We start from the raw sequence: 21,718 nt of genomic DNA, 5'->3' as shown, positions 1-21,718 counted from the left end.
TGTCCACTATATTTCGTTTCAGAAGCTAAACACATCATTATTTTTTTCTTTATTTAGTACAAGGTCTTATTCAGCACTTGCTTTCTTTTTATTCAAGTTAGCAAGTAAGAACAATGTTGTTCCGACTACAAGTAGAATAACTGAAATATAAAAGCCCATTTCTTTAGAACCAGTTGCATCAGAAATCGAACCTGTCAATGTTGGTGCAATAACTGAAGACATCATTCCGAAAAAGTTGAATACGCCAAGTGTTGTACCAATACCAACTTTAGGGGCATTTTCACCCAACCATGAAATAATGATTGGCTCTACAGCTAATTTTCCTAAGAAACCATACAAAATCAAACCAATTAATAAAATTGTTGAATTTGTTGCTTGAACAGTCAACAGTAACATTACTGCTGCTAAGAATTCTAAAATCACGATAAATTGTACTTTTTTGTGCATAAACTTATCAGCTAAACGACTAAAGAATAATGCTCCTGGAATTGAAGCAAAGGCTACAAGAGAAGCAGAAAATCCGATTGCTGCACCTTCAAATCCTCTTTCAGTTCCAAGGAAGTTAGGCAACCATGTAACTGTCATATAATACGCATAACAAGTAGCAAAGTATAAAATATAAGCAAATAACATTTTTGGTGCGAATAATTTTTTCACTGAAACATGTTCTTTTTCCACAACTGGGGCTTCATTTTTTTCAGCCTCAGCTACTTCTGCTGCTTCAGTTTGTGCTAAAAATTCTGCATCTTCTTTATTGTTACGAATAATTGCAATAAACGCTACTAGCATCACAACGATCAATGCTACTGAAATGTACATCATTGTTTGCCATGGGAATTGTAATTGTACCACTAAGAAACTAGATAAAATCAAGCCTAACCCTGAACCTACTGCTGATCCACTGTTTACGATAGCTGTAGAAAAACTTCTTTTTTCTTGCGGAATGTTTTGAGAAGTTAAAGAATATGCTGAACCGTAGAAAGATCCACAACCTAACCCTGCTAAAACACTACCAAAATAAATCATTGAAATGCTTGTTGCTTGAGAGATCAAGAAAGCAGCAATTCCGAAAACAACAAATCCTGGAATCAATACTTTTTTCTTACCGATCTTATCAACCAAAAATCCTGCTGGAATCTGCATCGCAACATAACCGAAAAAGTAACAAGTAGAAATAAAACCTAAAGCTGTATCAGAGATATTCCCGCCAAGTGACTCATTGATTTGTGGATAAGCAGGTGATAAAGCTGAGCGATACACCCATATCGTTACCCAACCGGCACATAACAAAATAACAATTTTTTTCCAATAATCCATTCCTGAACCCTTAACTTTTGCATCCATGTCTTTTCCTCCAATGTCCTCATTTATGTGTTTGAATGAAAAAAGGTTTGTGCAATTTTCATTTTAACACATAATCAAACAACTTCTTATTCGCTTTAATTGTAAGCGGTAGCAAACTTTCACGCATCATTATTTTTCACAAACTTGTCAAAAAGTTTGTGCAAAGCGAACAATCGGATGTTCTTTCACACAAACAATTTGACTTCGTTATTATTTTTTATAAATGGTTAATGCAGCTTTAACTGCTTCACCTTTGGCAATATCTGCGCCGTAGTAATTAAGCGCCCCTTCTAGTGCAGATAACACATGAAGTACATTTGATTTTCTACTGCTATATCCCATATTTCCAATACGCCAAACTTTTCCTTGTAACGCACCGAAAGAAGAAGCAATTTCAACCCCAAATTCATCTAACATCAATGATCGAACTTTTTCACCATCGATACCGTTTGGAATCATGATCGGTGTAACTGTTGGCATTTTAGTTGTTAAATCGCCATAAAAGCCTAATCCCATTGCTTTGATACCAGCAACGATCGCTTGGTCATTTTGGGCATGACGTGCATACACATTATCCATACCTTCTTTGATCAGCATTCTTAACCCTTCATGCAGGCCGTAAATCATGCTTGTCGCTTCAGTATGATGATTGATTCGTTCTTCACTCCAATAACGCTGTAATTGGCTTAAATCAAGGTAATTGCTGCTAATATGGTTGGCATTGCGGATATCTTTGCTTAATCCTAATTCTTTTTGATAACGAGAAGTTAAAACTTTTTCTACGCGGTCATTATAAGTGATTAATGACAAACCAGAAGGAACACTCACACACTTTTGCGTGCCTGCAATAGCAATATCTACACCCCACGCATCAACTTCAAGCGGCACTCCGCCATATGTTGCTACCATATCTACAACAAAGAAAATATCATTTTCCTTACAGTGTTCACCGATTTTTTCTAACGACTGCATTTGACCATTGGCTGTTTCTCCATGAACCATAGCTACAATTTTTGGTTGAAATTTTTTGATTTCTTCAATTACTGTTTCTTGTTCAAAAGGTGCGTCCCATTCTTTTTCAAGATAATGAATATCAGCTTGAGCACGCTCACAAATTTCACCTAAAAGATAAGCAAATCGACCATAAACTGGGATCAAGACTTTATCACCTGGTTCGATCAAAGCAATCAGTGCTGCTTCTAAACCAGAACGAGAAGTTCCATCGATCGCAAAAGCTTGCTCATTTTTCGTGCCAAAAGGAATCTTGATCATTTCTTTTACTTCATCCATAATTTGTAGAAAGGCTGGATCAAATTGCCCTAAAATAGAAGCAGACATTGCTCTTAGCGCTGCCGGATGCGCCTCTACTGGCCCTGGAGTCATGATTGTTCTACTTGGTACTGTTAATTCTGAAAACATAACTATTCCTCTTTTCCGTTTTAATTTCATCCTACCCTTATAATAAAATAAATCATTGTCACTTTTGAATAAATAATTTGAATTTTCGGTTATTTGGCACAAACCATTCTTGAATCTGCATGCGCTATCATTTACAATAGAGATATTCATCTCTTTTAAAAAAGCTAACACCTTATTATAACAAAAATAACTCGTTCATGCTTTCCTATTTTTCTATCAAGGACAAATGGGTTTGCTACGCTTTTTATTATCTAGCTTCATGAGCTTACCTCTCGGTAAAAAGATAAAATCTGCCTGTGACTAAAAGCGTCACATTCATATTTTCCTATTTTTCTGTCGAGGTTAAACGAGCTCATTACGCTTTTTTATTATCTAGCTTCATGAGCTTACCTCTCGGTAAAAAGATAAAATCTGCCTGTGACTAAAAGCGTCACATTCATATTTTCCTATTTTTCTGTCGAGGACTAACGAGCTCATTACGCTTTTAAAATTAGGAGGAAATTCATTGACTACATTAGAAGATTTATTAAAAATCCCACGATTTTCCGATTTAAAATTATTAACGAATCCTACTAAAGCCAACACAATTGTTGAAAGTATCGAAATTTCTGAAACACCTGATGTGGCAAATTTTATTCCTAAGAAGATTTTCCTTTTAACAACTGCAATGGTTTATAAAAATAATCAACAAGACTTAATCTCTTTGATCGATTCTTTAAAAGAACAAGAAGCTGCTGGTATCGGGATAAAAGTTGGTCGTTTTATTGAAGCCATTGATCCCGAGGTTGTGGCCTATGCAAATAAAATCAATTTCCCAGTTGTCCAAGTTCCCAGCTCTCAGCCATTGGGTGCTTTGTTGCATCAGTTACTGAACTTTTTATGGGATACCAAAACCGAACATTTAAGTTATGCTTTAGATATTCAAAAACGTTTTTCAGATTTGCTGATCCACGATGTAAGTATCGCGCGATTTGTCGCTGACTTTGGTAAAATGATCAATACTCCAGTGATTTTGTTAAGCCCTTACCGTAAAGTAATTGCTCATTCTAAACATTTTACCCAAGCTTCAAAACCTGCCGAATATTATGTAGAGCAACTTGCTAGTAAGTACGATAGTTGGATTGAAGACGATCATGCATCGTTTATGATCAAAGACTTAAATCAAACACCCTTACAAATCGCTGGATTTTCAGTCACGGTAAATAGCTACTTCCCACATTATTTATTGATTTTAAATCCAGAACAAGTCCCCTATCCGATGTCGGAATTTGCTGTGGAGCAGGCTTGTTTAGTATTGTCCTTTATGTTGTATAAAAATCAAAAGGTCCAAGAATCGCTGGATTTTCTGAAAAGCGACTTTTTAGGACAATTGATCGAGTACCAGCAAACACCTCACCAATCGAAACGCGATTGGCTGGATTTAGGCGCAAACTATGGCTTAAAGAAAAGTTCACAGTATCAAATTGTATATGCTATTTGCAGTCAAACAACGGCTACTGCAACAAAAATTAAGTACCAACAAGAAGAAAGCGACGTTGCCTTTCAATGGCTACAGGAAACTTTACCGCTCAGAGTTAAGCATATCAGCATCTTCAAAGTAAAAAACACGAATCATCTAGCAATTTTAATTCAAAGTAAAGTAGATGATTTGGATAAAATTTTAAGTGAAATTTCTTTAGAGCTATCTGAAAAACTACCGATCAGGTTAACTTTTGCTTTAGGAAATCTATATGAGACGACCGAACAAATCGCTAATTCCTTTATTGAAGCAAAAACAGCTCATGAAGAGATGCTGACGATGACAAACGCGCCATTGACTCATCGGTATCACCCTAAAGGAATGAAGAGTTTATTTGAAAAAATGAGTCTTGAGGATATTCATTATTTTTGTGAAACAACGTTAAAAGAACTGGCTTATCCTGTGGAAGATTCGTTTATTGAACTTCGCAAAACGTTACAATGTTATTTAAGTTTCCAATGTGAAATTTCAAAAACAGCAAAAGAAATGTATTTACACCGAAATACGATTAAATATCGAATTGATCATTGCGCCAAATTATTAGGAAAAAACATTCAAGATCCTACGAATAGTTTGAATTTACGTTTAGCCTTGGAACTGTCTGGACGATCTAATCAACAACAATAACAAAAAGAAGCTGAAAGAACACTAGATTGTTCTTTCAACCTCTTTTTTATTTTTTTAACCAGTGATTCTTGTTCCAGCTCTACCTAATAATGCTTGGTCAGCTTCTTCTAAAGAACAAATGATAGCCGTTTTGCCTTGAGCAGCAAATGCAATCGCTGCTTCCATTTTTGGTCCCATACTGCCGTCAGCAAAATGTCCTTCGTCCATGTATTGCTGCGCTTGTTTCACAGAAATTGTTTCTAATTTTTCTTGATTCTCTTTACCATAGTTGATATAAACATTACTAACATCTGTTAACATCATGAATACACTAGCGTCGATTTGTTCCGCTAATTTTTTACCTGTACGGTCTTTGTCAATAACAGCTTCGATTCCCTTTAATAAACCATCTTCATTGCGAACAACAGGGATTCCTCCGCCTCCGCCAGCGATAACAATCGTATTTTGGTTTAATAACTTAACGATAGAATCTACACCGTGAATTGCTTTTGGTTGTGGAGAAGGAACCACACGGCGATAGCCACGACCAGCATCTTCCATCATCACCCAATTTTTTTCTTGCTCCATTTGTTTTGCTTCTTCTTCAGAGTAAAAAATTCCGATTGGTTTGTTTGGATTAGCAAATGCTTCATCCTCAGCAGAAACTTCTGTTTGAGTTAACAAAGTAATGACGTTACTTGTTAATCCTTTTGTTTCCAACGAATTTTTCAAGCTTTGTTCTAACATATATCCAATGAAGCCTTGTGATTCAGCATTACAAACATCCAATGGAAACGGTGGAACCACATCTTTTGCTTCTTCATTTTGTCTTAGGATATTTCCAACTTGTGGACCATTTCCGTGAGTCAAAACGATTTCATAATTTAATTCTTCTATTTTTGCAACCAGCTCTGCGCTGACTTTCACATTATCTAATTGTACCTCAAGTGTTGCTTCTTGGTTTGGTTTTAAAATTGCATTGCCTCCCAATGCGATCACGACACGATTTGCCATAAAAATCCTCCTTCATTTACTATTCAATAAGTTGATTGTAGTTAAAAAGCCTGCTAATAAATCAACACCCGATGTGTGACCTACTTTCACAACAGCTTCAACTGCTTTTTCAATCTGTTCTTTGCTGCTGTTTGTTGTTAATAGTCCAATTAAATGGATGACAGGTTCACTAAAACGCTGTGATATTGCGCATAACAAATAGTGCTTACTAATATCTGTTGTCACAGAGCGTTCTGATAACAGTTCAGTAAGTAATAATTGATTTAATATAGACGATTCTTCGTTCATCAGTAATCTTGCACCTAGGTGTCCGACTATCATGTCATCTCCTGATGGCGTTAGTCCCATCCCTCTTCCTAAAAGAAAAGTGAGTCCTAATTTTTGTTGCGAGTTATCTTCAGAACATAGCTGTTGAATAGCTTCATTAAATGGATGCTGAGTGTTTAAAAACTGAGCTAACGTATGCTGACTGCCCGTTTTGTTTGCCAGCGTATTTGCGTATGAAAACAGCTTTTGTTGACTTGTTTCCAAAATATCTTCTGTTATTTCAATGACTGATGAATAAAGTTTTCCATGTGTCAGCAGTAAATGATTTTTAGAAAAATGCAAACACTTTTGCTCCCAAATGATTGGTTCACCAACTTCAATTGTTGCCAATAATGGTGAAAAATCACTTGCTTGCACATAAATCCCATTCGGCATAAAAGGATAGTTAGTGGTCGTAATGACCACTAACTGTTGCTTCCCCTCATCTTGAATATTAAAACTATTCTTATATTTGCTATGAACATGCCATTTTTTTTCTTCAAAAACATTCGTTAAAAGAACTTGATCCATAAAACTAGCATTAACAAACAATATCTTCACCTTTTATTCTGTAAAACCTAATTTTTTCGCATAAGCTAAAACTGCTTTTTCAAAACAATCGATCGGAGGTGTTACTGTTCCTGCACCGATTTGACCTAGACCAGCTTTTTTATTTGCAATCCCTGTATTGATCACTGGAAGGATACCTGTTTCAACAACTTTTCTGGCATCAATTCCTAAACAGATTCCTTTAAAGTCCCACGTTGGAACTGGGAAATTTGGATTCGTATCAATACAAATTTCTGTCATTTCATTACTTGTATTTAAGGCATCATAGAAGCCACCTGAACCAACGAAACGAGTTACAGCAGGCGCTGCGATCATTGCCATACCACCAACACCAAATGTTTCGGTAATAGCACTGTCTCCCATATCAGGAGCTGCATCTGCTTCACTAAAACCAGAGAAGTATAATCCTTGAGGTGTATTAACAGGACCTGTAAACCACTCATCACCCATTCCTGCAATACGGATACCAAACTCATAACCATTTCTACACATAGCTGTAACGATTGTTCCTTCTTGAATTTGTCTTGCGCCATCCATTACAGATTTTGCTGACGCCATCATGATGTTTAAGAAAAATTGATCTGTATCTGCTAAGAATTGAACAACTTCTTCGCGTTTTGTTTGGTCGATTTCTGTTAAACCAACAATAATTGGCGCCATTTCTTTTAAGAAAGCTAAAGAAGCAGCAATATTACGTTGGTGGAACTCATCACCCATAGCGATAGCTTTAGCAACCAATACGTTGATGTTTAAGCCGTCTTCTTTGGTTTTTAATGCAGCACTTAAAACAGGTGCTAATGTATCTCTCATCCATCTTAAACGATTGATTACTTCATCAGAATAAGCACCAAAGCGTAATACTGCGCCAATTCCTTCATTCATTGTACAAAAAGCACGATTGCCGTCTGTTTTATTTTCAACAACTAAGACTGCCATGTTTGCAGAAGTGATTCCGCCCATTGGTCCAACGGCATTCACATGGTGACATGGAATTAATTTTACTTCACCAGATTCTAGCATTTTTCTTGCTTCTTCTTCGGTTTCACACCATTCTTCAAATAATGCTGCACCGACACAAGCGCCTTGAATTGGATCGACCATTTTATCATAAGTGATTGGAGGTCCTGCATGTAATAGGACTTTTCCATCATTTAATTCTTCAATTACTGTTTTTGCTGGGACTACATCTAATAAGAAAGGAGAACCAGCAACGATTTTTGCTGCTACCGCTTGGTTTGCTTCATCGATTGTTTTATATGCCATTTGATTTATTCTCCCTTATTTAGCTAATGCTACTTTATTTAAGAACTGTAATGCTTTTTGCAGTGTAATGTTTCCGCCTGCGACTGGTTGCCAGTCATATTGAACCACTTTACCACCATGATTGATGATTGCTTCTGAGAAGCTACGTAACCCAACATTGATAAAGCCTTGGTTTGTCAATAATGCTAACATTTCTTCTGATGGTTCAATTGCAACAGGTGTCACTGCCGGTGTTGCTTCGATTGCTTTATCTGTTTGAGTTAATGGATGATCTAAAATAGCTAAAGCTAAACGAACCGCTTGAGCATTACTATCGCAAAGAATCACGCCAGCATCTTTCATGATTGCTTCTTGTTCATGAATATTTTGAGGATCTTCGTCTGTTCCAACGATTGTACCGATCACGAATAATTCTCTACCGTCAGTAGTTGCTTTTGCTTTGATTTCTTTAATTGTTGGTGCCAATTCTTGTGCCATATTAGCGTGAGAACCATAACCTAATACCACGTCTAGTAAAATGATCGCTGTTTCAGCATCTTTACCAGCTTCTTCTAGCATTTCTTTACGTTTAGTAGGATCGATCATTGGATGAGGTTTTCCTTGTGTATAAACATCGTCACCTAAGTCAATGATTTCATGTCCTTGATTTTGTAAGATAAATCCTTCTGGCGCATGTTCGTCACCAGTTAGCTCTAAACCTTCCTTGATCAGCATCGCTGCTTCATAAGCAAGTGTACCGCCGGAGTATAAGCCTTTGACAAATTTTTGTTCAGGTTTGAAAGAATGGGCTGGAACTGTTAATGTTTCTTTCACAGCAGTAACTGCCTCTTTATTCAATAATTGAACAGCTGTTTGTGCTGCTTCTTCTAACGTATACGCACGATAAAGATTCTCTTCATGAGATGTTGGTTTTTCACCTAAGAAAATTGTTACAGCCGGTTTAGAAACGCTTCTTAATAAGTTTAGCACTTCATCACGAACTTCTGGTGCAGGTGGCTTAGAGATGACAACAATCACTTCTGTATTTGGATCTTTCTCTAACGTCATAATACTATCTTTCAATGTGATTCCACCGATTTCCGCTTTTAAATCACGTCCGCCAGTACCAATCGCATTCGTTACACCGCCACCCAATTTATGAATGATGGTAGTCACTTCTTGAATACCTGTTCCAGATGCGCCAACAACGCCGATTTTGCCTTTACGAACAGCATTCGTAAATGCAACTGGAATTCCGTTGATAATTCCAGTACCACAGTCAGGTCCCATTAATAAAAGTCCTGCATCATGTGCTTTTTCTTTTAAGCGTTTTTCGTCTTCGATCGCTACATTATCACTGAAACAAAAAACATGTTTGCCTTCATCCAAAGCTTTTTCAATTTCAAGTGCTGCATGTGTACCAGGGATAGAAAAAACAACTACGCCAGCATCTTTGCCAAGCTCAAAGGCTTTATCCCACGTTTTAACAACTTCTTCACCTGAAGTGTCACCGCCGCCTTTAGTTTGTTCTTCTAAAAATACGTCGATTTCTGATAAAACTTGGTCGATCAATGAGTCATCTTCAATATCTAATACGATTACCATATCATTTGAAGAAGCTTTTTCTAGCTCATCAGTATATAAACCACCTGTTTTGAAGATGTCTTTATTTGCAGGTGTTCCCATCATAACTGAAACATTATGAACGCCATCGATTGTATTTAATTTGTTGGTTAATAACATCAATACGATAGAATCTTGATAGCTATTCGCTTTAATTATTGTGTGCAGCATTGAAATTCCTCCATTTGTTTAAAAGTGTAACGGACTTATTATGTTTCGACTGAAAAATAAGAAAAATCGACTATGCCGTTTTTTGTCACATTTCGTTTCTATCTTTTGCAAAAGATTATTCTGCAAACTTATTTTTATGATCATAACGATCATAATGAATATCGTCACTGATCAAATATTCGTAGATATCATCCACGATTTCGATTCCATTTTCTTCATAATTTTTCTCACGCGCCCGACCACGTTCTCCTGGATAATTAACTTCTGTAAATCCTGGACTTGGGCTGATTTCTTTTAACTCATCCAACATTGTTGAAATATTTTTTTTGAATGTGTCCAATCCAATAAAGAAATCTGGATTGATCACGATATGCAGCTGACCTAATTCACGACCTTTAGATAGATCATGATACATAGAAGAAACATGTTTGCCAAATGGCACGCCTAATAAAATTCCTGATAAAACATCTACCATCATCATTAAACCGTAGCCTTTAGGACCGGCAATTGGCAACAGCGCGTTAACAGCTGTAGAATCTGTTGTTGGATTTCCTTGCTCGTCTACCGCCCATGAATCTGGAATGGCTTCTTTTTTAGAACGGGCATGAAGAATTTTCCCCCAAGCTTGAACTGTAGTAGCCATATCAAAGGTAATTACTCGATCATCATTACTTGGTGCTGCAAAAGCGATTGGGTTTGTTCCAAAATACGGCTCGCTTCCTCCAAATGGTACAACCATTGGATCAGATTGGCAAACAGAAAGGGCTACCATATCTTGTTCTGCTGCTCTTTCCACATAATAAGCAAGTGCTCCACTATGGGAAATATTACGTACACCAACAACTGCTACACCATTTTTTTTCGCCATTTCAATCGCGTGATCCATTGCCTTTTCAGCTGCAACAAAACCAGAGCCATTATCTCCTTCAAACATACCACAACTAGGTGCTGTTTGTTCAAAAGAAAATTTAGGATCGTTCGTGATGCCGCCTTTAGCGATTCTTTCTGAATAATATTCCACACGCATCGCACCATGAGAATGTATTCCTCTTGCATCTGCAAATGTCAAAACATCACTTACGATTTCTGCATGTTCTGGTGACAATCCAGCTTTGGCTATTTTATTTTTAATCAGCTGATGTAACTCTGCTTTTTTTACTCTCATTGTAAAACACTCCCTTTATTTGAAAAATTTTATTTTTTTTCACCAAAGGCATTTGTATTTTCATAGCGATCAAAATGAAGTGTGTCGCTCTTTAAATAATCATAAATATCTTTGACGATGTCGATGCCATCAATCAATGATTTTTCATAATTGATTTGATTGATTTCACCTGGATAATATACTTGCTCAAACCCATCTGCTGCTGGAATCGCATGTAATTCTTCTACCATCCCGTCAACTGACTCTTTGAACATGTCTAGATCAGTAAAACGTTTTGGATCAATCAAGATATACATTTGACCTACATCGCGGCCTTTTTTTATATCATCATACATAGATGAAACATGTTTCCCAAACGGCAAGCCTAATAACATACCAGATAAAATATCTACCATCATCATCAAACCGTAGCCTTTTGGTCCGGCAATTGGTAATAATCCGTTTACTTTGTGCGGATCAGTTGTAGGTTTGCCATCTTTATCAACTGCCCAAGTATTAGGAATCTCTTTATTTTTAGAACGGGCATCCAACACTTTGCCCCAAGCTTGTACGGTTGTTGCCATATCGAATACGACTGGTTCATGACCTTTTCTTGGTGCTGCAAAGGCAATTGGATTTGTACCGAAATAGTTTTCTTTTCCGCCAAATGGTACAACCATCGGATCTGATTGACACATTGCAATTGCGATCAAATCTTGTTGAGCTGCTTTTTTAACATAGTAAGATAATGCTCCGCTATGACTGATCTTTGAAATTCCAACAACGGCTACGCCTGATTTTTTCGCCATATCGATCGCATACTTAAGTCCCTTGTCAGCAACAAATTGTCCGGCACCATTTTTACCGTGAACAATTCCTGAACTTGGTCCTGTTTCTTCGAATTCAATTTGGGGATCTAGCGTCACGCCGCCTTTATCGATCTGTTCCGCATAATATTCTACCCTTACGGCTCCATGTGAGTGGATTCCGCACGCATCTGCAAATACCAAATGTGTCGCCACTTCATCTGCATGTTCTGGTTTTAACCCAGCTGTTGTTAATTTTTTTTCGATCAAGTCATGCAATTCTTCTGGTTTCACTACAACAGTTTCATTCATTCTTAAACTTCCTCTTCAAATTAAATTTCTGGATCACGGTTGCAATCTTTAGAATATACATACATCAATGGTTCGTCGCGACCTACAGCATAAGCTGCTTGTTGCACGTATGAACTCATAAAGATATAGTCCCCTTTTTCGACTGGCATCCACTCATTATCTAAGTTGTACATTCCTTGTCCAGAAAGTAAGTAAGCACCATGTTCTTGATAGTGTGTTTCAATGTAGCCGTGACTTGCTCCTGGCTCAAATGAAAGGATATGGAAGTTCATATCAAACCCTAAATCTTTCGGTAAAAAGTCCCATAAAAGTACGTCTTTCATGCCTTCATATTCGATTGGTTCCATATCATTGACATTACCGACTACTTTATGTGCTTCGTAGCCTTCTAATGGTTGATAGCGTTTTTTGTATAAGAAAATTTCTGTATCTGCATCTTGGCCGTTTTCTAAATACATCAATGTGCTAGCTGGTAAATATGCATAGCCGCCTTTTGTCAGTTCATGTGTTTCTGTTCCATCATTGACTTTTAAAACACCATCAATCACATAAACAATTGTTTCAACGCCTTCGCCACCGAAACCGCGTTGATTTTTACCATCTTTGTGCATCGTAATAATGTAGTCTACGAAATTTGCACCTAATTGTTTTGATCCTAAAATCGAGCAATCACAGTTTTCAAAACCAGGAATCACGTTATTTACTAATCCATCATGTGGAATCAATGCATAATTATTTTTTTTGATTACAGCTCTAGATGATAATAAACCGTCTAGATAACCTGTTTGATTATTTTTATAACCCATTTTTACTTTTCCTACTTTCTTTTATTTATAAGCTAATTCATATAATGCGCTGGCTAATACTTTTACGCCATTAACTAAGTCATCAATATCTGTTGCTTCTGCGGGATTATGACTAATACCGTTAATACTTGGTACAAAAATCATCGCAGTTGGGAAGTGTGGTGCAATGATTTGTGAATCGTGTCCAGCACCACTATGCATTACTTTATATTTCATATTTTCTGATTTAGCAGCCGTTTCAATAGCTGTTACAATTTCTTCATTCATTGGCACTGGTGCTTCATCCATCCACAAGTCAATGTCGATTTCTAAGCCGTGTTCTGCAGCGATATCTTTCATCATTTGTTCAATTTCTTGTGTAAATGCATGAAGTTCTCCGCTATCTGTATGACGGCAGTCCATTGTAAACAAAACTTCTCCTGGTACTACGTTTACTGTATTAGGTTTAGGTTCAACTTTACCGAAAGTCAATACTAATGGATCACCGACTTCTAATGCACGATCGATTGCTTGTGAACAAATCTTAGCAAAACCATAAACCGCATCTTTACGATAGCCCATTGGAGTTGTTCCAGCATGGTTTGCTTCGCCTTTTAACACGATTGTATAGCGTCTTTGACCTGCAATGTTATTAACAACACCGATTTGTAATTGTTCTTTTTCAAGAACTGTTCCTTGTTCAATATGGATTTCTACGAATGCTTTGATATCATCTCTAGCAGCTTTGCTTTCATCTCTAAAGTCAAAACCATGACGTTGCATTTCTTCAACGAATTTCAAGCCTTCAAAGTCAGCGATTTCAATAACATCTTCTTTTTTTGCTTCGCCGACAAAGTTTTTACTACCCCAGAAAACAGTTGGGAAACGGCTACCTTCTTCTTCAGCCATTGAAATAACTTCTAATGAACGTTTTGGTTTACCATGAGTTTCTAATAAATATTGAATTGCAACATAAGCTGCGATCACACCAAATTGCCCATCTAAGTTTCCGCCGTTAACAACGGTATCAATGTGAGAACCTGATAAAATCGTTTCTTCTGGATGCTCTGTTCCTTCTACTCTACCAAAGAGGTTTCCGATTTCATCAAATGAAGCCGTCATACCAATTGCTTCCAATTTTTCTTTCACAGTTTTTTGCGCTTCCAACCAAGAATCAGAATACAATAAACGAGTCATTCCACCTGTTGGATCGTTACCAATATTAGAAATTTGATCAATATTTTCCTGTAAAACTTTTTTTAAATCCATTTGATACATCTCCCTCTTTTATTATCATAACCATTGTAAGCGGTTGCCGACTTTCATACACTATCCACATTTCACAAATTAACTCCCATCTTTGTGCGCATTAAACATAAAGACTACAGCTATTTGAGTTAAAATAGAAATAAGTTAGTGAAACTATCTAAATTTACGGGCTAGAACTTCAGAAAAATGATAAAATCTGAATGAGGTAAAAAATATTACCTTCATATTTTTGTTGAAGTTAAGCGAGCCCGCTTCGCTTTTTCTTTGAAACGCAGTGAATAAAGTGAACTGAAGTTTAAAAGTACCAGATTTAGTGATACGAAATGTTGTTATCTATAGAATAAGGAGGAACTTTCATGATAAAAAAAATAATTGATTACAACCAGCTTGATGATTTAAAGCTTTCCATGACATTTTATTCTCAACAAGAAGTCTCTGCATCTAAAGCAACAATTATTTACTTTCATGGCGGAGGACTACTTTATGGTGATCGTGATGACCTACCTGAAACTTACTGTCAGCTTTTAGTAGAAAATGGTTATAACATCTTAACCATTGATTATCCATTAGCACCAGAAGTTAAGCTTCCAACTATTTATCAGTGTTTAACAGAAGCAATAGACTGGTTTTTGACGAATTATCAAACCTCTCTAGGACTAGAAAAACCAGATTATTTCTTGTTTGGTCGTTCTGCTGGCGGTTTTCTGACATATCTGCTATCTGCCCGCCATCATGCTCCAGAGCAAAAAGGCTTGATTAGTTTTTATGGATACTATGATTTAACTAATCCAGCATTCAATCAACCTAGCAGTTATTACAATCAATTTCCTAAAATAGCTCCTATGACCGCTCAAACAATGATTCAATCTAAACCGATGACCGCGATTTCTATTAATGAACGGTTTTCACTTTATTTATCTGGCCGACAATTTGGTAATTGGTTGAGCTATTTACTCAGCAGTCCTAGTGAAAAAGAATCATTTAGTCTAACTGAAGTTGAAGTTGCTCAACTGCCTCCTACTTTTCTAGCTCACAGCTCAGCTGATCAAGATGTTCCTGTTGAAGCATCAAAAGTTGCTTTAAGCAAAATTCCTAACGTTACTTATGAAGAAGTCGAAAAACTTCCTCACGATTTTGATAATGACTTAACGAATAGTGAAGGAATTCGTGTCTACCATGCGCTGATTGAATGGTTAGATAACATATTAGCTATTACTTGATTTTAACATATTTACTATCTTACATTATAATAAAATACAAAAAGACATTCCCAATCACTCAGGAATGTCTTTTAAATTGCTTTTATTTTTCAGTTGCAGTTTCAGTGATTACTTCTACTGCACGTTTCATGCGAATATCATGTTTTAACATGTCTTCTGTTAAAACTTTTTTAACTTGGTCGATTGGCATATTGTATTGTTCAGCCAATTCGTTGATTTCTTTATCCATATCTTCTTGAGATACTTCAATATTTTCAGCTTTAGCGATCGCTTCGATCACAAGGTTTGTTTTCGTACGAACTTCTGCTTCAGCTTCAAATTGTTTGTGCAAGTCAGCTTCAGTTGTTCCAGTTAATTGATAGTACATATCTGGAGCGATACCTTGACGTTGCATGTTGTTTAAGAATTCATCCATTGAACGGTGAACTTCATCATGTACCATTACATGTGGTAATTCAACGATTTCAGCATTGTCAACAGCTTGACGGATTGCAGCTTCGTCTTTTGCTTCTGTTGCAGCAGCTTCTTTAGATTCTGTTAATTCTTTACGGTATTTTTCTTTTAATTCGTCTAATGATTCAACTGAATCATCAACGTCTTTAGCAAATTCATCATCTAATGTTGGCAATTCTTTTGCTTTTACTTCGTGAACTTTCACTTGGAAAACAGCTTCTTTACCAGCTAAGTCTTCTGCTTGGTAATCTTCTGGGAAGGTTACTTTCACTTCAACTTCTTCGCCAGCTTTTTTGCCAACTAATTGTTCTTCAAAGCCTGGAATGAAAGAGTTAGAACCTAATTCAAGAGAATAGTTTTCACCTTTTCCGCCTTCAAAAGCTTCTCCGTCTTTAAATCCTTCAAAATCGATTACGACTGTATCGCCATCAACAGCGGCTTCGTCTTCTTTGATTACTAGTTCAGCTTGAGATTCTAATTCACGTTGGATGCGTGCATCTACGTCTTCATCTGTTACTTCACGGTCTTGTTTTTCTACTGTTAAGTCTTTGTAATCGCCTAATTTTACTTCAGGTTTTACAATAACTTCAGCAGTAACGATCCAATCTTCACCTTTGTTCATGCTTTCAACATCGATTTTAGGTTGAGATACTGGATCAATTCCAGCTTCTTTAACCGCTGCTTCATAAACTTCTGGTAAAACTGCGTTCAAAGCATCTTCAAACAATGCTTCTTCGCCGTACATACGGTTGAATACTTGACGTGACACTTTTCCTTTACGGAATCCTGGTACGTTAAGATTTTTTTTGACTTTATCAAATGCTTGTTTCAAGCCTTTTTCAATTAGCGTTTGATCAACTGAAAAAGTTAACACACCATCATTGGTGCCTTTTTTTTCCCATTTCGCAGACATTTGTTTCCCTCCGAATAATTTAATTTTATACATGAATTTATGTTATGCATACCTTTAAATAGTACACTATCACTGGTTAAATGTAAACATTTTAGATGAGATGAAGCTAAATAAAACTAAAATGCCTTTAATTGTTTTTAAACTTAATTACATCCATCCTCTTTTGCTTCAAATAAGGTAGATAAATTCTAATAGCTATCTTCGGTAAAGTAGATGAAATAATACACAAATAAAAAAGAGCCCTTTTGGACTCTCCACGATTAATTATTTTTTCCTTTATACAAAGTCATCCCTGAAAATAAAACTAGCACCATACCACTTAGCACTAACCACAAATTTGTTTCTCTTTGTCCAGTTGCAGGGAGTTTCTTCACGTTATCAGTTGAACTACTTGTATTTGACTCAATTGTTGTCACTACTCCGGCCCTAGATTCTGATGTCAATGTAGTCTCAGTGCTTATACTTGATTCCATACTTGAATTTAACTCACTAGATACTGCGGGGAGAGTAGTTGAAATTATTTCGGTACTAGAACTTGAGCTAGATTCTTCCACCTGGCTAGGTTCAGTTATAGCACTCAATCTCACTTTTGAGATGGTAACATTAAAAGGATATCCACTAAATATATAACGATCTGGCGCATGCTGCATATAAATACTTATAGGAACCAAACCACTTTCATCAGCAATAACTTCCTGTTTGAATTTGTAATTATATACAGGTTTATTCATTGCATCTCCGTCAATAAACCCATTTACTTGTGAACTTAAATCCTGATTATTGATCACAAGATACGAACTATCTCCACTAAAAATATCTACATCAATTTCTAGCGTATACTTTTGATTAGGCTGCACTTTAACATTTTGATTCAATGCCGGACTTCTTCTCTCGCTATCTTCCCCATTTAAAATAGTAGAGATATTCATATCGTCACTATAGATACTTGCTTTACCATTTCCAATACTTACCGGATTCCAGCCCCAACCATATCCTTCTGGTAATTGAACATACCAAGTATCAACAATTGTTGCAGTGTCTTCCTCCCAAGAAAATTCTTCAGGCGTTTCATTTTCTGTAAACTCAGAATTGTATACATACTCCTTATTTTCAGCTTGCACCGTAGCGACATATTGAAAAATACTTATCAGTGATAAAACAAATACAATTCCCCAGTTAAAACTTTTCTTCATTCAATATCCTTTCATGTTAAGTTATTTTTAGAGAAATATCTTAACATTTGATAAGTAAAAACAAAAATCATAACATTTGTATTTAAATATTTTTTAATTTTATTTTAATAATCAAATTGACGATAATAACGTCTAATATCCAACGGATGGCAATTCAACTGCTCTACATGAGCATCAATGCGCTGTGTTACACAATGCATCAGCAAGAATGACAGGACTCGTCCACGATATTTTTCACTAATTCCGTCAACTGGATAATCTTTTGAATCAATAATCGTATAATTTGCACAGATCCGTGGCAATAATTTTGCCACTCGTTCAGCTAGCGGACGTTGTTCATCTTCACCAATAAAAAGTGTAACTGGTGTTGTTTCATCTATGATTTCCAATGTACCATGTAAAAATTCAGCGGCATGGATCGATTTTGAACGTAACCAGCTTTGTTCTTCCCAATAACACATAGCATAAGAATATACCGCACCCCATTGATTGCCAGCACCGATAAAATAATGCATGTCATCATGTCGATGTGCTTGCGCAAAAGTTAAACCAAAGTCATCTGCTTGTTTTTCTGCTTCTACTAATCCGAGCGGCAGATACTCTTCTAATTCTTTATAATACTCTTCATAATCAGCAAATTCGCCATTATTTTTCATCAACCGATCGGCTAACATAAAGAACTTGATTTGTTCAGTTCCTGGCGCTGGATAGGTCACAACGTAATCACATTTTTCTGCTAAAATACTGTCTTTTGCATCAATGAAACCAATCAATGTAGCACCGACTATTTTAATTTCCTCTACCGCTTTGACAACTTCTTGTGTAGTCCCAGTCACAGAAGACAGGATAACTAATGAATCCTTCGTCAGACGACGATTACCAGTTGTATAATATTCAGCTGCATGCTGAACGTAAACAGGTAAGTCACTTTTTCCATTGATATATGTGACTGCTTGCATTGCTGACGCGTATGTTCCACCAATGCCTAAATAATAGATGGAATCAAACCCTTTTTCCCAGACTTCATCAACAATTTTTTCAACTTCTGGGCGTAGTGCTAAAGCCCCTTTGATATCTTCGATTTGCTTTGTTTCGTTAAATTTTAACATGATTAACTCTCCTTAAATTTTACTTTTTAATACTTGATCAAAATCATCAAAAATCCGTTTGCTTAAATCAATTCCTTTGGCTATAGCAATTTGATAAGCTAAATATTGGAACGGAATCACTAGTAAAAGCGGACTGATTTTTTCAAGGGTTTCTATAGATAGACCTAATGTTTTTGAATCCGTTTTTGTATCAGTCGAAATCGTGTAACAAGCAGCAACATGTTCACTTAGATAATGCTTTAAAGCTTGGCTTCGTTCATTCAGTAAATTGTCATTTTCAACAAAAAATAGTGAATGGTTACGGTTTGCCTCTAAATAAGGGCCATGCATATATGCTTCAAGTTCAAAACCTTGGGAAGGTAAACGTACCGTTTCAGTAAATTTCGTTTCAAATTCTTTAGCCGTCCCTACATTAGGTCCATATCCAATCGCAATAAAACGTTCGCCTGCCGTTAAATCCGCTTGATTTTCTAGCCAAAAATCGTTTGTTTTTTCGATGACTGGATTTATTTGACGGATAGCATTCTTTAATTCCGTTAATTCGTTTTCTAACAGCCGTTGATCAATAGAACCGTTTTGATACCCTAAACGTAATCCTAACAACATCAAATTAAGCACGGTTGCTGAATAGCCTTTCGTGACAAAACCGACCGTTTCGATTCCCATATTTAAATCTAAAACCTCATCTACTACTTTTGTAATCGGGCTTTTCACATCACTTGTTACTGCAATCGTTTTGATTGATCTAGTTTGGGTCAGTTTTTCTACTGCTTGAATCGTTGAAGCACTTTTGCCACTTTGCGAAACTGCGATGATCAAATCAATACTCGGATCGACTTTTCCATAATGCAGAAAGTTAAATGGTTCCTCTATCTCAATATACACAGGCGCTGTCTGCTCTAGATAATATTTTGCTGATAAACAGGCATTATAAGAAGAGCCTGTCGCTAAAATCAAACAGTGTTTAACCTTTTTCACATCAATCTGCGCGACATCAAATGACTCTAAGATATGTTCCAACGTTTCTTGCTCTTCATTGATATAATCTAACATCGTTTCCATTACATCCCACCTTCGCTTATATCCTAAACTGGATTAAAAAATTCCTACCAACGAACCTAAAATCCCAATTACCGCCATACCACCCAAAATTGCTAATGGTTTTACCTCTTTTTTCAACAGATAGAAAACAGCTCCAAATGTTGCCAATGGCAATAACTTCGGCATGATATCATCAAAAATACTTTGTACTGTTACAGCCGTTTCGCCACTCCCACTGATCGTCACCGGAATTGAAATATCAATCATTGAAGCCGTCATCGCACCAACCACCATCAATCCAATAATCGAAGCACCTAACGTCAAACTTTCCATCATCCCGTTGGCTTGGATCTTTTTCAAAAATCCAGTTCCTAATTTATACCCCCAACCAGTAAAGAGATAGCGCAAAATAATATGCGGGACATTGAATATCAGCAAGAATAAAATTGGACCTAAAACATTCCCCTGTAATGCCAGTGACGTCCCCACACCTGTTGCAATCAGACGTAAGGTCCCCCAGAAAAATGAATCACCTAAACCTGCTAAAGGACCCATTAATGACGTTTTGATGCTATCGATCGTGCTTACATCAAATTGTTCATCTAACACATTTTCTTCTTCCATTGCTGTATTGATTCCTAAAATCAATGTCACAATATGTGGTGTCGTATTAAAAAAGGCCAGATGACGTTTCAAAGCATGAGCCATATCTTCTTTTTTAGGATATAATTTTTTCAAAATCGGAATCATCGCGAAAACATACGCCATATTCATCTGCCGCTCGTAGTTCCAAGAGAATTCCATTTGGAAAGACCGCCAGAAAACACTGTTCAATTCTTTTTTAGTGATCAACTTTTCAGTTTGCTCTTTAGAAGTCTTCGTCATCGTCAATAACCTCCCCGTTTGATGTTTGGACCATTTCTTTGCCTTTCGTGTGATTCATGATATTGACTACGATCACAGCTGTGATTGCACCTAAAATTGCGATACCTGTAACTGGAATTTCTAAGTAAGCCATCAAAGCAAAGCCTAAAAAGAAATACGGTGCCACCTGTTTGTTGATCAATAAACGCGCCAACATTGCAAAACCAAGTGCTGGAATAATTCCCGTCGCAACAGATAAGCCATGCTGAACAAATTCAGGAATCATATCTAATAACCCTTTGATCGTGTTGCTTCCGACCGCAAATGAGATCGAAACAATCAACGCCAGCATCAATGACAAACCAAATCCGGCTGCCAAATGCATCCGCTCCACACCTTTGTAATCACCATCCTCCGCGTAGTTATCCGCTTTTTGACTCATTGTAGGAATCACTAAACCTAGATAGACATTTTTCAAAATCAAGGTCAATGTGGCAATTGGTAGACCTAAAACCAACGCCGTTTCCGTTCCAGCTCCTGCAGTGATCGCAAAAGCTGTTCCTAAAATCCCACCTGTAACGACATCTGGCGGAATCGATGCGCCAACTGAAAATGATCCGATAAATGCTAATTCCAAGGTTGCGCCCATAATAATGCCCGTTTTAATATCTCCTAAAACAATTCCTACAAATAATCCAGTCACAATTGGGCGGGATAAAAGTGATGTACCTAACGCGTATTCAGACTGAGCAATAAATGCGATGATTCCTAACAAAATAGCCTGTACAATCATTC

General features: G+C 36.7%; 18 protein-coding genes. 2 read left to right on the top strand and 16 right to left on the bottom strand.

Annotation, left to right across the window (positions count from 1 at the left end; translation table 11 throughout):
• Positions 1–66 precede the first annotated feature (66 nt).
• Positions 67–1,344 (bottom strand): MFS transporter, encoded by a 1,278-nt coding sequence (locus tag JZO69_RS06820; RefSeq protein ID WP_207112146.1) that lies wholly within the window; start codon positions 1,342–1,344, stop codon positions 67–69.
• A 210-nt stretch (positions 1,345–1,554) separates the two neighbouring features.
• The gene (locus JZO69_RS06815; protein ID WP_207112145.1) at positions 1,555–2,763 is read right to left on the bottom strand and encodes a pyridoxal-phosphate-dependent aminotransferase family protein; all 1,209 of its coding nucleotides are present in this window, start codon (positions 2,761–2,763) and stop codon (positions 1,555–1,557) included.
• A gap of 505 nt (positions 2,764–3,268) precedes the next feature.
• Here JZO69_RS06815 and JZO69_RS06810 point away from each other — a divergent pair.
• Positions 3,269–4,909, top strand: coding sequence for a PucR family transcriptional regulator (locus JZO69_RS06810; RefSeq protein ID WP_207112144.1), 1,641 nt, complete (start codon positions 3,269–3,271; stop codon positions 4,907–4,909).
• Between the two features lie 54 nt (positions 4,910–4,963).
• Here the strand turns inward: JZO69_RS06810 and arcC are convergent, their stop codons facing one another.
• The 8 genes from arcC to allC all read right to left on the bottom strand — a co-directional run bounded on the left by arcC (position 4,964) and on the right by allC (position 14,130).
• Positions 4,964–5,902, bottom strand: a complete 939-nt coding sequence (gene arcC, locus JZO69_RS06805; protein WP_207112143.1) for a carbamate kinase — start codon at positions 5,900–5,902, stop codon at positions 4,964–4,966.
• A 12-nt stretch (positions 5,903–5,914) separates the two neighbouring features.
• A complete protein-coding gene (locus JZO69_RS06800) occupies positions 5,915–6,769 on the bottom strand; it encodes an oxamate carbamoyltransferase subunit AllH family protein (protein WP_347401576.1) in 855 nt (284 codons plus the stop codon).
• 3 nt (positions 6,770–6,772) lie between these two features.
• Positions 6,773–8,041: a YlbE family protein gene (locus tag JZO69_RS06795; protein ID WP_207112141.1), complete on the bottom strand. Its 1,269-nt coding sequence runs from the start codon at positions 8,039–8,041 to the stop codon at positions 6,773–6,775.
• Positions 8,042–8,056: 15 nt separating this feature from the next.
• On the bottom strand, positions 8,057–9,814 hold the full coding sequence (gene fdrA, locus JZO69_RS06790; protein ID WP_207112140.1) for an acyl-CoA synthetase FdrA: 1,758 nt from the start codon (positions 9,812–9,814) through the stop codon (positions 8,057–8,059).
• A gap of 115 nt (positions 9,815–9,929) precedes the next feature.
• Entirely contained in the window at positions 9,930–10,979 is a 1,050-nt protein-coding gene (gene allD, locus JZO69_RS06785) for an ureidoglycolate dehydrogenase (protein WP_207112139.1), read from the bottom strand.
• Positions 10,980–11,008: 29 nt separating this feature from the next.
• Positions 11,009–12,076, bottom strand: coding sequence for an ureidoglycolate dehydrogenase (allD, locus tag JZO69_RS06780; protein WP_207112138.1), 1,068 nt, complete (start codon positions 12,074–12,076; stop codon positions 11,009–11,011).
• Positions 12,077–12,096: 20 nt separating this feature from the next.
• Positions 12,097–12,882, bottom strand: a complete 786-nt coding sequence (gene allE / locus JZO69_RS06775) for a (S)-ureidoglycine aminohydrolase (RefSeq protein WP_207112137.1) — start codon at positions 12,880–12,882, stop codon at positions 12,097–12,099.
• A gap of 21 nt (positions 12,883–12,903) precedes the next feature.
• Positions 12,904–14,130: an allantoate deiminase gene (gene allC / locus JZO69_RS06770; protein ID WP_207112136.1), complete on the bottom strand. Its 1,227-nt coding sequence runs from the start codon at positions 14,128–14,130 to the stop codon at positions 12,904–12,906.
• Between the two features lie 356 nt (positions 14,131–14,486).
• Here allC and JZO69_RS06765 point away from each other — a divergent pair, with 356 nt between their 5' ends.
• Positions 14,487–15,350 (top strand): alpha/beta hydrolase, encoded by an 864-nt coding sequence (locus tag JZO69_RS06765; RefSeq protein ID WP_207112135.1) that lies wholly within the window; start codon positions 14,487–14,489, stop codon positions 15,348–15,350.
• Positions 15,351–15,432: 82 nt separating this feature from the next.
• On the opposite strand, the gene tig is transcribed toward JZO69_RS06765, so the two are convergent.
• The 6 genes from tig to JZO69_RS06735 form a co-directional block, all read right to left on the bottom strand.
• Positions 15,433–16,716: a trigger factor gene (tig, locus tag JZO69_RS06760; protein WP_207112134.1), complete on the bottom strand. Its 1,284-nt coding sequence runs from the start codon at positions 16,714–16,716 to the stop codon at positions 15,433–15,435.
• Between the two features lie 260 nt (positions 16,717–16,976).
• Complete coding sequence (locus JZO69_RS06755) at positions 16,977–17,909, bottom strand: LPXTG cell wall anchor domain-containing protein (RefSeq protein WP_207112133.1); 933 nt, start codon at positions 17,907–17,909, stop codon at positions 16,977–16,979.
• Positions 17,910–18,013: 104 nt separating this feature from the next.
• Entirely contained in the window at positions 18,014–19,018 is a 1,005-nt protein-coding gene (locus tag JZO69_RS06750) for an SIS domain-containing protein (protein ID WP_207112132.1), read from the bottom strand.
• Positions 19,019–19,030: 12 nt separating this feature from the next.
• Positions 19,031–20,080 carry an SIS domain-containing protein gene (locus JZO69_RS06745; protein ID WP_207112131.1) on the bottom strand — a complete coding sequence of 350 codons (1,050 nt, stop codon included), beginning with the start codon at positions 20,078–20,080 and terminating at the stop codon, positions 19,031–19,033.
• A gap of 33 nt (positions 20,081–20,113) precedes the next feature.
• Positions 20,114–20,944, bottom strand: coding sequence for a PTS system mannose/fructose/sorbose family transporter subunit IID (locus JZO69_RS06740; RefSeq protein WP_207112130.1), 831 nt, complete (start codon positions 20,942–20,944; stop codon positions 20,114–20,116).
• Positions 20,928–21,716: a PTS mannose/fructose/sorbose/N-acetylgalactosamine transporter subunit IIC gene (locus JZO69_RS06735; protein ID WP_207112129.1), complete on the bottom strand. Its 789-nt coding sequence runs from the start codon at positions 21,714–21,716 to the stop codon at positions 20,928–20,930. Before JZO69_RS06735 ends, JZO69_RS06740 begins: the two co-directional genes overlap by 17 nt.
• Positions 21,717–21,718: the final 2 nt, after the last annotated feature.

The sequence above is a fragment of the Candidatus Enterococcus ikei genome (genome assembly GCF_017316105.1).
Taxonomy (GTDB): Bacteria; Bacillota; Bacilli; order Lactobacillales; family Enterococcaceae; genus Enterococcus_L; species Enterococcus_L ikei.
Note: the sequence above shows the minus strand (reverse complement) of the source record. Positions and strands in the feature narration are given on the sequence as shown.

Bases quoted from the DNA above. Each gene is read 5' to 3' on its own strand.
- JZO69_RS06820 (WP_207112146.1), bottom strand. From the start codon at position 1,344: ATGGATGCAAAAGTTAAGGGTTCAGGAATGGATTATTGGAAAAAAATT.
- JZO69_RS06815 (WP_207112145.1), bottom strand. From the start codon at position 2,763: ATGTTTTCAGAATTAACAGTACCAAGTAGAACAATCATGACTCCAGGG.
- arcC (WP_207112143.1), bottom strand. From the start codon at position 5,902: ATGGCAAATCGTGTCGTGATCGCATTGGGAGGCAATGCAATTTTAAAA.
- JZO69_RS06795 (WP_207112141.1), bottom strand. From the start codon at position 8,041: ATGGCATATAAAACAATCGATGAAGCAAACCAAGCGGTAGCAGCAAAA.
- fdrA (WP_207112140.1), bottom strand. From the start codon at position 9,814: ATGCTGCACACAATAATTAAAGCGAATAGCTATCAAGATTCTATCGTA.
- allD (WP_207112139.1), bottom strand. From the start codon at position 10,979: ATGAGAGTAAAAAAAGCAGAGTTACATCAGCTGATTAAAAATAAAATA.
- allD (WP_207112138.1), bottom strand. From the start codon at position 12,076: ATGAATGAAACTGTTGTAGTGAAACCAGAAGAATTGCATGACTTGATC.
- allE (WP_207112137.1), bottom strand. From the start codon at position 12,882: ATGGGTTATAAAAATAATCAAACAGGTTATCTAGACGGTTTATTATCA.
- allC (WP_207112136.1), bottom strand. From the start codon at position 14,130: ATGGATTTAAAAAAAGTTTTACAGGAAAATATTGATCAAATTTCTAAT.
- JZO69_RS06765 (WP_207112135.1), top strand. From the start codon at position 14,487: ATGATAAAAAAAATAATTGATTACAACCAGCTTGATGATTTAAAGCTT.
- tig (WP_207112134.1), bottom strand. From the start codon at position 16,716: ATGTCTGCGAAATGGGAAAAAAAAGGCACCAATGATGGTGTGTTAACT.
- JZO69_RS06755 (WP_207112133.1), bottom strand. From the start codon at position 17,909: ATGAAGAAAAGTTTTAACTGGGGAATTGTATTTGTTTTATCACTGATA.
- JZO69_RS06750 (WP_207112132.1), bottom strand. From the start codon at position 19,018: ATGTTAAAATTTAACGAAACAAAGCAAATCGAAGATATCAAAGGGGCT.
- JZO69_RS06745 (WP_207112131.1), bottom strand. From the start codon at position 20,080: ATGGAAACGATGTTAGATTATATCAATGAAGAGCAAGAAACGTTGGAA.
- JZO69_RS06740 (WP_207112130.1), bottom strand. From the start codon at position 20,944: ATGACGAAGACTTCTAAAGAGCAAACTGAAAAGTTGATCACTAAAAAA.
- JZO69_RS06735 (WP_207112129.1), bottom strand. From the start codon at position 21,716: ATGATTGTACAGGCTATTTTGTTAGGAATCATCGCATTTATTGCTCAG.